At 64.5% G+C, this 13,229-nt stretch carries 13 protein-coding genes; 2 read left to right on the forward strand and 11 right to left on the reverse strand.

Annotated features, from left to right (window positions below):
* Positions 1-8: 8 nt before the first annotated feature.
* From IC762_RS27220 to IC762_RS27235, 4 genes are all read right to left on the reverse strand, one after another.
* Entirely contained in the window at positions 9-1,481 is a 1,473-nt protein-coding gene (locus IC762_RS27220; protein ID WP_195785259.1) for a cell wall hydrolase, read from the reverse strand.
* A gap of 123 nt (positions 1,482-1,604) precedes the next feature.
* Positions 1,605-1,748, reverse strand: coding sequence for a hypothetical protein (locus IC762_RS27225; protein WP_195785260.1), 144 nt, complete (start codon positions 1,746-1,748; stop codon positions 1,605-1,607).
* 36 nt (positions 1,749-1,784) lie between these two features.
* Positions 1,785-4,706 (reverse strand): pyruvate, phosphate dikinase, encoded by a 2,922-nt coding sequence (gene ppdK, locus IC762_RS27230; RefSeq protein WP_195785261.1) that lies wholly within the window; start codon positions 4,704-4,706, stop codon positions 1,785-1,787.
* Between the two features lie 90 nt (positions 4,707-4,796).
* On the reverse strand, positions 4,797-4,952 hold the full coding sequence (locus IC762_RS27235) for a DUF3096 domain-containing protein (protein ID WP_195785262.1): 156 nt from the start codon (positions 4,950-4,952) through the stop codon (positions 4,797-4,799).
* A 250-nt stretch (positions 4,953-5,202) separates the two neighbouring features.
* On the opposite strand from IC762_RS27235, the gene IC762_RS27240 reads away from it, so the two are divergent.
* Together IC762_RS27240 and IC762_RS27245 are read left to right on the forward strand one after the other, a co-directional pair.
* Positions 5,203-5,562, forward strand: coding sequence for a DUF1236 domain-containing protein (locus tag IC762_RS27240; RefSeq protein WP_195785263.1), 360 nt, complete (start codon positions 5,203-5,205; stop codon positions 5,560-5,562).
* A gap of 86 nt (positions 5,563-5,648) precedes the next feature.
* A protein-coding gene (locus tag IC762_RS27245; protein ID WP_195785264.1) for an IS630 family transposase occupies positions 5,649-6,591 on the forward strand; the annotation gives its coding sequence in 2 pieces (ribosomal slippage) (positions 5,649-5,984 and positions 5,986-6,591; 942 coding nt in all).
* A gap of 245 nt (positions 6,592-6,836) precedes the next feature.
* On the opposite strand, the gene IC762_RS27250 is transcribed toward IC762_RS27245, so the two are convergent.
* The 7 genes from IC762_RS27250 to IC762_RS27280 all read right to left on the reverse strand — a co-directional run bounded on the left by IC762_RS27250 (position 6,837) and on the right by IC762_RS27280 (position 13,200).
* Positions 6,837-7,430, reverse strand: coding sequence for a class I SAM-dependent methyltransferase (locus tag IC762_RS27250; protein WP_195785265.1), 594 nt, complete (start codon positions 7,428-7,430; stop codon positions 6,837-6,839).
* 4 nt (positions 7,431-7,434) lie between these two features.
* Complete coding sequence (gene glyS, locus IC762_RS27255) at positions 7,435-9,573, reverse strand: glycine--tRNA ligase subunit beta (RefSeq protein WP_195785266.1); 2,139 nt, start codon at positions 9,571-9,573, stop codon at positions 7,435-7,437.
* Positions 9,573-10,508, reverse strand: a complete 936-nt coding sequence (locus tag IC762_RS27260; protein ID WP_195790310.1) for a glycine--tRNA ligase subunit alpha — start codon at positions 10,506-10,508, stop codon at positions 9,573-9,575. The genes glyS and IC762_RS27260 overlap by 1 nt, the downstream gene beginning before the upstream one ends.
* Before the next feature lie 183 nt (positions 10,509-10,691).
* Entirely contained in the window at positions 10,692-10,883 is a 192-nt protein-coding gene (locus IC762_RS27265) for a hypothetical protein (protein WP_195785267.1), read from the reverse strand.
* 115 nt (positions 10,884-10,998) lie between these two features.
* The gene (locus IC762_RS27270; protein ID WP_195785268.1) at positions 10,999-11,910 is read right to left on the reverse strand and encodes a S49 family peptidase; all 912 of its coding nucleotides are present in this window, start codon (positions 11,908-11,910) and stop codon (positions 10,999-11,001) included.
* Between the two features lie 242 nt (positions 11,911-12,152).
* Positions 12,153-12,899: a tRNA1(Val) (adenine(37)-N6)-methyltransferase gene (locus IC762_RS27275; protein WP_246801268.1), complete on the reverse strand. Its 747-nt coding sequence runs from the start codon at positions 12,897-12,899 to the stop codon at positions 12,153-12,155.
* A gap of 73 nt (positions 12,900-12,972) precedes the next feature.
* Positions 12,973-13,200, reverse strand: a complete 228-nt coding sequence (locus IC762_RS27280) for a DUF2007 domain-containing protein (RefSeq protein WP_195785270.1) — start codon at positions 13,198-13,200, stop codon at positions 12,973-12,975.
* Between the last annotated feature and the right edge of the window lie 29 nt (positions 13,201-13,229).

The following is a 13,229-nucleotide window of genomic DNA, read 5'->3' on the forward strand; positions in this document are numbered from 1 at the left end:
GGACGACATCACCGCTTCGCGCTGGCCAGTTCCGCCGAGCTCTGCGCGGCCTCGGCGAGTTGGGCGGAGATCGCGGCGGTCTCGGCCGGGTTGCCCCATTTCGGCGCGTCGCTGCCGTCGCCCCAAGCGCGCGGACGATAGAAGGTGTGGACGCCGAACTTGTACATCTTCTTCATTTCGCTGACCCAGGACGGCCGCACCCAATAGGCGTGATAGTGCGTCGAACGATCGACCTCCGGCAGCCACAATTTGCCGTCGAGCATCGCCTTCGCGATCTTCCTGGCGCGATCCCACATGTCGGGCTCGCGGACGACGTCGGGAATGTTGTCGCAGGCGAAGGTGAACTGGCAGGCGTAGTGGCGGTTCTTGTTCTGGTAGACCACGCCGCACACGGTGTCCGGATATTTGCCGGAGAAGGCGCGGTTCAGCACCACCTGGGCGACTGCGATCTGGCCGCGCACCGCTTCCCCGCGGGCCTCGAAATAGACCGCCTCTGCCAGGCACTTCTCCGACTTGGCGCGCGACTTGTCGTCGAACAGGCCGAGCCGCTCCGCCGGTGTCTTGCTGTGCTGGTCGTCGGCGTTGACCTCGCCCTTCGGTGCGACGCTCTCGCCCATCTCGCCGGCCTTGACCGGGGCATCGGCATCGACCGGCAGCGAGGCCATCACCTTCATGTCGGGATCGGGCTGCGCCGCCGGCCGCACGATGGTCGGGGCCTCGCCGGGTTGCCAGCGCTCCATGTTCTCGGGCGCGCCGAGCGATGAACCGAAAAACAGGCTCGCGGTCTTGAACGAAAATGGATCGCGTGGCTGCGCACGATCGGCGGGGGCAGCCTTTGCCGGCGCGACCTTCAGGTCATCGAGCGGCTCGGCCTCGAGCGACAGCGACACATCATATTGCTGCGGCGACGGCGTCGCATATTGCGGCAGCGGCGGCGCGCGTAGCGCCTCCTGCAATTCGGGATCGAGCGGCGCGCTGTCGGCAGGCGCGGTCGCGGTCTTCATGCCCTTGACCGACGCGTTCGAGGTCGCGGGATCCTCACTGGCCGGAGTCGTGTTGGCGGGCGCGGATGGCTGGACGTCGTCGGGCTTGCGGACCACCAGACGATCGCCTTTCATCGTGCGATCGACCTTGGGAAAATCGGAGGCCTGATAGCGCGGCGGAGGTTCGGCGATCGGGTTGCGGTTGATCGCGCCCGTGACATCGCCATCCTGACTGTCGAGCCGCGCGAGCAGCACGCTCGGCGCCTGCGGCGCCGAGGTTCCGATCGGACGACCGAAGCTGTAGGTGGCGACCTGGATCGAGCCGAGCGAGGAAGCGAACATGCGCTTCTGCCAGCGCTCCGCGACGCCGGGCTGCCGCGCCAGCAGCGAGGCGATATCCTGATATCCGATCTCGGTCGGCATCAAGGCGAAGATGCTGAGACCGAGACCGAAGAGCGCGAGCCTTGCGCTCCTCGGCTGGTGACGCAACACAAACATCGTACGCTCACGCAACGCTTACTGAGTGCAATCGAATGCGGTCCATCCGCGCAATTCGACCTTTTTTGTTGCTAACCTGTTTAGGTTGCCGCGGAGTTAATCGGCGTTGCACCCGCGCTACACTCAAGCGGCCGCGTGGTTCTCGCGCATGGCATCGCGCGCCTTGGTAAATGCCAGGCGGATGGAAATCGTGAACATCCGGTCAACGGAGATGGTGAACGAAGTATTGCGCACAGCAATGCGCAACAAACAAAATGGCCGGGACATTTGTCCCGGCCATTGGTCGCCAAACGGTTTGATCGCTCACGCCTGGCTGGCGATCGCCTTGCCGAGCGCGGCTTGCGCTGCGGCGAGACGCGCGATCGGCACGCGATAGGGCGAGCAGGAGACGTAGTCGAGCCCGACCTCGTGGCAGAACGCCACCGACGCAGGATCGCCGCCGTGCTCGCCGCAGATGCCGACCTTGAGGCTCGGCCGCGTCTTGCGGCCGCGGGTGACGCCGATCTTGACCAGCTCGCCGACACCGTCGCGGTCGACCGAGATGAACGGATCGATCTCCAAAATGCCCTTGGCAACGTAGGTGCCGAGGAAGCTCGCCGCGTCGTCGCGGCTGATGCCGTAGGTGGTCTGGGTCAGGTCGTTGGTGCCGAAGGAGAAGAACTCGGCGGTCTCCGCCACCTCGCCCGCCATCAGGCAGGCGCGCGGCAGCTCGATCATGGTGCCGACCTGGTAGTCCAGCTTGGCGCCGGTTTCCTTCATCACGGCCTTGGCGGTGGCATCGATCCGCGCCTTGACCAGGTCGAACTCGGCCTTGGTCGCGATCAGCGGCACCATCACCTCGAGACCGACCGGCTTGCCGGTGCGCTTGCCGGCCTCGACCGCGGCCTCGAAGATCGCGCGCGCCTGCATCTCGGCGATCTCCGGATAGGCGATCGCAAGACGGCAGCCGCGGAAGCCGAGCATCGGGTTGAACTCGGCGAGCTCGCGCGCGCGGTCGGCCAGCTTGCGCGGATCGGTGTTCATGGCGCGCGCCACTTCCTCGACCTCGGCCTGGGTGTGCGGCAGGAACTCGTGCAGCGGCGGATCGAGCAAGCGGATCGTGACCGGCAGGCCCTTCATGATCTCGAACAGCTCGACGAAATCAGCGCGCTGCATCGGCAGCAACTTCGACAGCGCCTGGCGACGGGATTGCTCGTCCTCGGAGAGGATCATCTCGCGCACGGTGCGGATCCGGGTCTCCTCGAAGAACATGTGCTCGGTGCGGCAGAGGCCGATGCCTTCGGCACCGAACTTCACCGCGGTGCGCGCGTCATCGGGCGTGTCGCCGTTGACGCGGACGCCGAGCTTGCGGACCTCGTCGGCCCAGCCCATCAGCGTGCCGAACTCGCCGGACAGTTCCGGTTCGATCATCGGCATCCGGCCGGCCAGCACCTGGCCGACCGAGCCGTCGATGGTGATGACGTCGCCGGTCTTGAAGGTGCGATTACCCACCGTCATGGTGCCGCGGCCGTAATCGACGCGGATGGTGCCGCAGCCGGAGACGCAGGGCTTGCCCATGCCGCGCGCGACCACCGCCGCGTGCGAGGTCATGCCGCCGCGGGTGGTCAGGATGCCCTGAGCGGCGTGCATGCCGTGGATGTCTTCCGGGCTGGTCTCGATGCGGACCAAAATCACCTTGCGTCCGTCGGCCTGCAGCTTGGCGGCTTCGTCCGACGAGAACACGATCTCGCCGGAGGCAGCACCGGGCGAAGCCGGGAGGCCGGTCGCGATCACGTCCCGCTTGGCGGCGGGATCGATGGTCGGATGCAGCAGCTGATCGAGCGAGGCCGGGTCGATCCGCGTCACCGCGTCCTTCCGGGAGATCAGGCCTTCATTGGCGAGCTCGACCGCGATGCGCAGCGCAGCCTTGGCGGTGCGCTTGCCGCCGCGGGTCTGCAGCATCCATAGCTTGCCCTGCTCGACCGTGAACTCCATGTCCTGCATGTCGCGGTAGTGCTGCTCGAGCAGCGTGTAGATCCGCGTCAGCTCCTTGAAGGCAGCCGGCATCGCGGCTTCCATCGACAGCTTGTCGGAGCCGCTCTCCTGGCGCGCTTCCTCGGTGATGTCCTGCGGCGTGCGGATGCCGGCGACGACGTCCTCGCCCTGCGCGTTGATCAGGAATTCACCGTAGAGCTTGCTCTCGCCGGTCGAGGGATTGCGCGTGAACGCAACGCCGGTCGCCGAGGTCTCGCCCATGTTGCCGAACACCATCGCCTGCACGTTGACGGCGGTGCCCCAGGATTCCGGGATGTCGTGCAGCTTGCGATAGGTCACCGCGCGCGCGTTCATCCAGGATGAGAACACAGCTCCGATCGCGCCCCACAGCTGGTCGTGCGGATCCTGCGGGAAGTCGTGGCCGGTCTCCTTGGCGACCGCCTCCTTGTACTTGCCGACCAGCTCGACCCAGTCGTCGCCGGTGAGGTCGGTGTCGAGCGTATAGCCCTGGCCGTCCTTGAAGGTGTCGAGGATGTCCTCGAAATGATGGTGCTCGAAGCCGAGCACCACGTCGGAATACATCGTGATGAAACGGCGATAGCTGTCATAGGCGAAGCGGCGGTCGCCGGAGAGCTCGGCGAGCGCCTCGACCGTCTGGTCGTTGAGGCCGAGATTGAGCACGGTGTCCATCATGCCGGGCATCGAGGCGCGCGCGCCGGAGCGGACCGAGACCAGCAGTGGGTTCTTGGCATCGCCGAAGGTCTTGCCGGTGATCTTGCCGACATAATCGAGCGCCTTCTCGACCTGTGCTTTCAATTCCTTCGGATAGGTCTTGTCGTGCTCGTAGAAATAGGTGCAGACCGAGGTCGGGATCGTGAAGCCGGGGGGCACCGGCAGGCCGAGATTGGCCATCTCGGCAAGGTTGGCGCCCTTGCCGCCGAGCAGGTCGCGCAAGGTGGCCTGGCCCTCGGCCTTGCCGTCACCGAACGTATAGACCCACTTTCCTGCCTTGATCGCCGGCGGCGCGGCCTTCGCTGCGGCGGGGGCTGCCTTGACGGCCGGCGCCTTGGTCACGGGCTTCGTGGCAGCCTTGGCCGCGGCCTTCGGAGCCACCTTCGCGGCGGTCTTCTTGACCGCTTTGCGAGCCTCCGGCACGGCCTTCCGGGCCGAGGCAGAGGGCTTTGATTTCGCTACTGTTTTCTGGGCAGTTTTCACGACAGTTTTCTTGGACTTCGCGACGGCTTTGGCCATGTCAGACAACAATCCGGAAAGAGGGGTCGAGGATGCGCGCCTTACACCATTTTGGGGGGTCCCGCGCAAGCCGCGAAACCCCACTGTCCGCTACAGATGGATCCAGTGCAGCAGCCCCATCCCCACCAGCCCGATGAAGATCAGGTAGATGGCGACGATGAAGTTGAGAAGCCGCGGCATGATCAGGATCAATATGCCTGCGATCAGAGCCACGATGGCAGGCACATGCGCAGCGGTGATGACCATTGAAATTTCTCCGGCTGTTTTTCGGATGATCGAATCGAGAGCGGCAGTTATCCGCCGGGGCAGTTCCCACATCAAGACGCCTGTCGCGCCAACAGGTTCCCCTCCTCACGAAAATTGCTCGAAAATGCCGCGTATATGGCGGGCGTTTTTCCGGAACGTCACGGCTGCAGATGAATTGGCTCGCATGTGCGCTGGCTGACACCGGCGACTTGCAACGCGAATATCTTGCAACGTGAACATGGAGCGAGCCATGCGAAACCGAATCTTTGTCGTTGCGGCAGTTGCAGCCGCGATCACCGCGCCCACCATTGCCGCGCGCGCGCAAACCGTCGGCATCGTGCGCGGCGGGCCTCCCGTCGCCATCGAGGACGATGGCGGAATCGCGGCCGAGCAGCGTCCCGCGTTCCGCGAGTATATCGTGCGCGAGCGCGTGCCGAACTACACCATTCCGGGTCGCGTCGTGGTCGGCACGACACTACCGGATGCCAGTGTGACCTATTACGACGTGCCGCAACGGTTCGGCGCGACGCCCAATCGTTACACCGTCGTGAACGGCGAGACCGTGCTGGTCGAGCCGCGCTCGCGTCGCATCGTTCAGGTGATCGACTAGAGTCTTTCCGACTTTGTCTGAATCGGGGATTCCCAAATCAGGTGAGCTCTGATTCAAGCTTCCTGCTGGGACGGAGGCCAGCAAGGATGGCGCGAGCATACTCACTGGATCTGCGTGAGCGTGTTGTTGGGTTGGTTGCAAGTGGCGAAACGTGCCGGGCGGTGGCGGAACTGTATGACGTCAGCGTTGCGAGCGTCGTGAAATGGTCGCAGCGGGCGCGAGCGACAGGCAGCGCGGCGGCCAGGCCGATGGGCGGCAGGCGGCCTTACCTGCTGGAAGGTGAGCGCGACTGGCTGCTGGCTCGGCTGACCGCGAAGCCTGATCTGACCCTGCACGCGCTGTTGGCGGAGCTTGGGGAGCGCGGCGTCGTAGTGTCCTGCGACACGCTCTGGCGATTCCTCAAGCGCCAAGGCATCAGCTTCAAAAAAAACCGTGTTCGCGACAGAGCAGGATCGTCCTGACATCGCGCGCCGCCGGGCCTGGTGGAGACGACACCAGTCGAAAATCGATCCTGCTCGTCTCGTCTTCATCGATGAGACCTGGGCAAAGACCAACATGGCCCGGACCCATGGCTGGTGGCGACGGGGCGCCCCTCTCAGGGCTCAGGTCCCGCACGGCCATTGGCGGACGATGACCTTCCTCGCAGCACTCCGGCACGACCGTATCGCGGCCCCCTGCGTCATCGACGGGCCGATCAACGGCGAGAGCTTCCGTGCCTATGTCGAGCAGTTGCTGGTGCCAACGCTCCAACCCGGCGACATTGTCGTCATGGACAATCTCGGCTCCCACAAGGGCCAAGCTATCCGCACGGCCATCCGCGCCGCGGGCGCCCGGCTCGTCTTCCTGCCGCCCTATAGCCCCGACCTCAATCCGATCGAGCAGGTCTTCGCAAAGCTCAAAATCCTGCTCCGCAAGGCTGAAGAACGCACCGTCGACGGCGTCTGGCGTCGCATTGGCAGTCTTCTCCAACACTTCACACCGCAAGAATGCGCAAACTACCTGCGCAACGCAGGATATGCTTCTGTCTAAATCGGAAAGGCTCTAGCGTACCAACGCCTGAACGATCAGTCCGGGCGCCGCGCAAGCGGATGTGCGCGATGATCGACCGGACCAGAAAGCCCCGCCCGGCCTCCCCTCCGGGCGGGGCTTTTCTGTCTCACGACGCTGATCGCGTAGGGTGGGCAAAGGAGCGCACCATCGTGCCCGCCATTGAGAGCGCACGCGTGATGGTGGGCACGATGCAAGCGCGCCTTTGCCCCACCCTACGATGTTCCTCAGCCGCTCTTCCGCACCACGAGACGATGAATGACCTTGCCGGAGGACGCGCTGACGACCTCTTCGTCGAGCAGCGATGACGCCCCCACGAGCGCGGCCCGCACTTCCGCTGCGTCGAACGCCGCATAAAGCCGGCCATGCGCATCGCGCTGATCGGCGCCCGCGGTGACGCGCCAGCTCAGATAGAGCACGCCGCCCGGCTTCAGGATCTCGCGCATGCGGCGTACCGACGGCGCGATCAGCGCATGATCGAGATGCATGATCACGGTCTCGCACAGCACATTGTCGAAATGGCTGGCGGCGATGTCGCGAAGCTCGGGCAGCTCGGTGTGAATAAAGCGCAGCTTCGGATGGCGGGCGCGGGCTTCGCTCAGCAAGCCTTCGGACGCATCGAAACCTTCGGCCGGAAAACCGTTGGCATCGAGCCAGGCCACCTCCCGGCCGCTGCCGCAACCGATGTCGGCGGTCGCGCCGCCCTCGATGAAGAAGCGCGCAACGATGTCTTGCAGATCGACCGGCGCCGGCTGGTCGTGCCAATCCTGCGCAAACGCCGCCGCTTCCTTGTCGTAAGCGGCGAGCGCTGCGCGATCCATTGGCCTAGCCCTCGATTTTGGAGAAATCCGCCACCGCGCGCGTCGCGCTTCGAATTTCGCTGAGTAGCCTCAGGCGATTTTTGCGTACATTCGGATCATCGTCATTAACCTTCACCTTCTCGAAGAAGGCGTCAACCGCCGGGCGGAGCTTGGCTAACGCACTCATTGCACCGATCAAATCGTTCTTCGAAACAGCTGAAGTGGCCTCCGAGTGAGTAGCTAGGATTGCAGCATCCAGCCGCCGCTCTTCGTCGGTCTGATAGAGGTCAGCATCGGGTGATTCAAGGTAAGACAATTGATCCTTTTTCTCTTCAATTCGAAGAATGTTCTCCGCGCGTCTGGTGCCTGCGAGAAGATTCCGGCCGTCTTCAGTTTCAAGAAATCTGCCAAGCGCTTCGACGCGGTCAACAATCGGGACAAGAGGATGTCCTTGAACTAGCGACCCAGCACTCAAGGCAGCATCGACGAGATCATGCCGCGCCTTCTGTTCGCGAAGCTGTACTTCCAACCGATCCTCGAAGAAGGCCATCAACTGGTCCGCAACGTCGGCAACGCTCGTATTGTTTTTGACGTCGACGACATCGGCATATTCTCTGCCGAATGAATTCTTAAAGTGATCGACGACAAGGTATCGCAATCCAATTCCAAGTCTATTTTCGAGAATAATCCGGATCACTCCTAGAGCTGCTCGGCGGAGCGCGAACGGGTCTTTAGAGCCGGTCGGCTTTTCATTGATCAACCAAAAGCCCGCCAACGTATCCAGCTTATCCGCCAACGCAACCGCGACGCTCGCCGGATCTGTCGGCACACGATCCGTCGGGCCCTGCGGCTTCCAATGCTCCTCGCTTGCGGCGGCGACGGACGCATCCTCGCCCTGCGCAAGCGCATAGTACTTGCCCATCAAGCCTTGCAGCTCTGGGAATTCGCCGACGACTTCAGTCAACAAATCCGCCTTCGCCAGCCGAGCTGCGCGCTTTGTCTTCTCGACATCGGCGCCGATCAGCGGCGCGATCTCGGCGGCCAACCGTTCGATGCGCTTGATCCGCTCCGCCTGCGTCCCGAGCTTCTCGTGGAACACGATCTGCTCGAACTTCGGCAGCCGATCTTCCAGCTTGGTCTTCAGATCGGTCTCGTAGAAGAACTTCGCGTCGCTCAGCCGCGGGCGGATCACGCGTTCGTTGCCGGCGACGATGGTCTTGCCGCCGTCGGGGGCCTCGATGTTGGCGGTGAGCACGAACTTGTTGGTCAATTTGCCCGTGTTGGGGTCCTTGACGACAAAACACTTCTGGTTGTTGCGGATGGTGGCGCGGATCACCTCGTCGGGGATCGACAAGAATTCGTTCTCGAACGATCCCATCATCACAACCGGCCATTCGACGAGGCCGGAGACCTCGTCGAGCAGCACCTGGTCCTCGACCAACTCGAGGCCTTGCGCGAAGGTCAGCTCCTTGGCGTCCTCGAGGATGATGTCCTTGCGGGCCTGCGGGTCGAGGATGACCTTGGCGGCCTTCAGCTTGGCCTCGTAATCCTCGAAGCGGCGCACGGAGATCGCACCGGGCGCCATGAAGCGGTGGCCATAGGTGGTCTGGCCGGCCTCGATGCCGTCGATGGAGAACTTGACGACTTCGGGCTCCTCGGTCTCCAGACCGAAGGTCGCCGTGATCGCGTGCAGCGGGCGGACCCAGACCAGCGCGCCCGGTTTGGCCGAACGCGCACCCCAGCGCATCGATTTTGGCCAGGGGAAGGTGCGGATGATCACCGGCAGCATTTCCGCGATCACGTCGATTGCGGGGCGGCCGGGCTTTTCGATCAGCGCGATGTAGAAATCGCCTTTCTTGTCGTGTTGAATCTTTGCCTCATTGATCGAGGCGAGACCGGTGGCCTTCAGGAATCCCTGGATCGCGGGCTCGGGGCCGCCGACCCGCGGGCCGCGGCGCTCTTCCTTCAGATCGGGCTGGCGCGCGGGGACGCCGTGCACGGTGAGCGCGAGGCGGCGCGGGGTCGCGAATGCCTTGGCGCCCTCGTAGACGAGGCCTTCGGCGACGAGCTTGTCCGTCACCATGCGACGCAGATCGTCGGCCGCCTTGGCCTGCATGCGGGCGGGGATTTCTTCGGAGAACAGTTCGAGGAGGAGATCGGGCATCAGACCGCCCTGCCCGTTTCAGTGTGGATCCACGCCTCGCCGCAGGCCTTCGCCAGCTCGCGCACGCGTCCGATGTAGCTCTGCCGCTCGGTCACCGAGATGACGCCGCGGGCATCGAGCAGGTTGAACACGTGGCTCGCCTTGATGCACTGGTCGTAGGCCGGCAAGGCCATCAGATGTTCCTTCGCATTGCCCCCCTCGCGCCAGCCGGCGGCGAGATATTTGCGGCAGGCCTCCTCGGCCATCTTGAACTGCTCGAACAGCATCGCGGTGTCGGCATGCTCGAAATTGTGCCGGGAGTATTCCTGCTCGGCCTGCAGGAAGACGTCGCCATAGGTCACCTTCTCGGCGCCCTCGCGGCCGTTGAAGTTGAGGTCGTAGACGCGGTCGACACCCTGCACATACATCGCGAGGCGCTCGAGCCCGTAGGTGAGTTCGCCCGCGACAGGCGCGCATTCGACGCCTGCGACCTGCTGGAAGTAGGTGAACTGGCTGACTTCCATGCCGTCGCACCAGCACTCCCAACCGAGCCCCCAGGCGCCCAGCGTCGGGCTCTCCCAGTCGTCCTCGACGAAGCGGATGTCGTGAACGGCGGAATCGATCCCGATCGCGGCCAGCGACTTCAGGTAAAGCTCCTGAAGGTTCGGCGGCGACGGCTTCATGATCACCTGGAACTGGTAGTAGTGCTGCAGCCGGTTGGGGTTCTCGCCGTAGCGGCCGTCCTTGGGCCGCCGCGAGGGCTGCACATAGGCCGCGTTCCACGGCTTCGGGCCCAGCGCCCGCAGGGTGGTGGCGGGATGGAAGGTGCCGGCGCCCATTTCCATGTCGTAGGGCTGCAGGATGACGCAACCCTGCTCGGCCCAGAACCGCTGGAGGGCCAGGATGAAGCCCTGGAACGAACGTTCCGGGCGCATGTGGTCAGGCAGGGCGTCCATCGTCACTGCAGGTCTCGCGTGGGGGGTGTGAAGCGCGCGGGACCGTATCGGCGGCGGCCAATGGAATCAAGGCGATGGGGGATGTTGGATGGCGTCATTCCGGGGCGATGCGTCAGCACGAACCCGGAATCCCGAGATTTCGGGTTCGTGCGCTTCGCACACGCCCCGGAATGACGGCGAGAGCTACACCGGCCGGTAGGCCCCGGTCACGGGGTCGCGGCGCAGGGTCTTGATCTCGTTCGCATGCCCGGTCTCAGCCACGCGGGAAAGTCGCGCCTCTTCCAGTTCCTGGTTGATCCGAACGGCCGTCTTGTACGCCCAGCGGACCACGGCCAAGCCTCCCAGGACGCCTGCGAATGCAATCAGCGGCGGCATCGGTCGATCCTTGTCGTTCACGTCTGTCAGGCCCCCAATGACGGCCATTCTTGCGCAACCTGGGCTGCGCCGCAATCGCGCTTTTGGGGCTAAATGGCGCGCTCACATCCACGTGTCAGAACCCGAATCGCCCCCAAATCGCCCGCGTTTCCAGCGCCGAGATCAGTTCCTCCGGCAAGCCGGCAACCCCCTCCAGCGCCGCCATGGATCCCGCCCCCGGCGCGCGCCGGCCGAGCAAGCCGGACAACAGGCCGGCCGCCGGCGCGATCACCGGTGTCAGCACCTTCTCGCCATAGCGGGCGCGCAGGGTGGAGCGGAGGTCACCGATGCCGTCGGCGAGCCCGAGACCGACCGCGGTCTCGCCCGCCCAGTATTCGCCGGTGAACAGCAGATCGTCGGCGCCCTTGAGCCGGCCGCCGCGGCTCTGCTTGACCAGCGCGATGAAGATCGCGTGGATCTCGCGCTGGATCGCCTTCAGCCGGGCGACATCGTCCGGGTTCTCGGGGAGGAACGGATCGAGCATCGCCTTGTGGCTGCCGGCCGTATAGAGCCGCCGCTCGACTCCGATTTTCTTGATCAGCCCTTCGAGGCCGAAACTGCCGCCGACCACGCCGATCGAACCGAGGATCGAGGACGGGTCGCAATAGATCTCGTCGCCGGCGCAGGCGATCATGTAACCGCCGGAGGCCGCGACGTCCTCGACGAACACCAGCACCGGCAGCTTCTTCTCGGCGGCGAGTTGCCGGATGCGCAGATAGATCTGGCGCGACTGCACCGGCGAGCCGCCGGGCGAATTGATCACCAATGCAACTGCCTTGGCATTCCGCGTGCCAAAGGCGCGCTCCAGCATCCTGGCGACGCCCGAGAGCGTCATGCCCGGACGCAACGGCGTCACCGCGCCGATCACGCCTGACAGCCGGACCACCGGCACGACGGCCACGCCGCGCCTGAACCGCGCCGGAAGCATGCCCTGCATCCGTTCGAGCACGCCGGACTGCGCGCCGCGATCACTTCTTTGTTCACTCATGCCGTTACCTCGAATTAACCACTTTTTATCACGCCACTGTCATTGGATTACCCGGAACGCGTTTTGCATTGTCGTTGTTGGGGCTGCAAATGCGCGGCGGAGAGAGACATGAAGATCTACCTGCTGATTTTGCTGATCGGTACACTGCTCACGGCGATCCGCTTCACGTCAACGCCGGAACGCCAGTCGGAAACGGCTCCGCAGTGATTTCGTGCCACTGAAGCGGGCATTCGATTGCCCGCTCAAGGCCGCGCCAGCGGCAACCCTCCCTTTCCAGCCATGACCTCCTGAACCCATTTATTGGGCACGCCTGACTCATCATTGAGCACGAGCGCGGCATGCAGCCGCAGCGGCGCCCGGCCGCCTTTGACGGCGCGAACCAGGATTCGGATCGCCGGCGACACTGCATTGGCATGAACCGGCAGTATCTCGACACTGCCAAAGCCGCGGTCGAGCGCATCGAGCACCTCGGCAAGCCCGTCAGCCCGCCAGATCATCGCAAGCCGCCCGTTCGATTTCAGCATCCGCCGCGCCACGTGAACCCAGCCGGCGAGCGTGGTCGCGGTCGCGACATGCGCCCGCTGGCGCACGCTATCCGGCGAGGCACGATGCCTCGTGGCATCGTTGAACGGCGGGTTCATCAGCACGACGTCGGCGCTGTCGGGGCCGAGGGCGGCGTCGGCAAAGGCTGACGCGTCCGCTTCGACATCGAGGATGACCACATCGGCCCTGATCGCATTGGCTGCGGCATTATTCCGCGCCAGCTGAGCCAGATCGGGATCGATCTCGACCAGCGCCAGATCGATCGCGCCAACCCGCCGGGCCACGGCGAGGCCCGCCGCGCCGACGCCGGAACCGAGATCGACCACGCGATCGCCCGGTTGCGCCGCCGTCGCTGCGGCCAGCAGGATCGCGTCATGGCCGGCGCGATGGCCGCTGCGCGGCTGCTGCAACGTCAACTGCCCGCCGAGGAATCCGTCCTCGGTCACATCAACGGCGAGAGACTGCTTTCTTGACGCGTTTTCGTCGCGCGAACCGGGGCCCTCGTCGCTTGAAAACGCTCTAATCATCGGCCCGCAATTCATGGCCAAGGCCGGCATCGGTCAGGAGCTGGCGGGCCTCATGGTTGTCATCCTCGTGCACCAGGATCCGCCGCGGCAGCACGCCGAGCGAGCCCTCGATGATGCTCATGTTCTGGTCCAGCACCAGGTGATGGATGTTAGCGCCATCAAGCAGCGCACCGATGGCGGAGACCAGCACCATGTCGTTGGTTCGAACCAATTCCCGCAAGTCACGCTCTCCTCTGCACCGGGCTGTCC

The sequence above is a fragment of the Bradyrhizobium genosp. L genome, assembly GCF_015624485.1.
GTDB lineage: Bacteria > Pseudomonadota > Alphaproteobacteria > Rhizobiales > Xanthobacteraceae > Bradyrhizobium.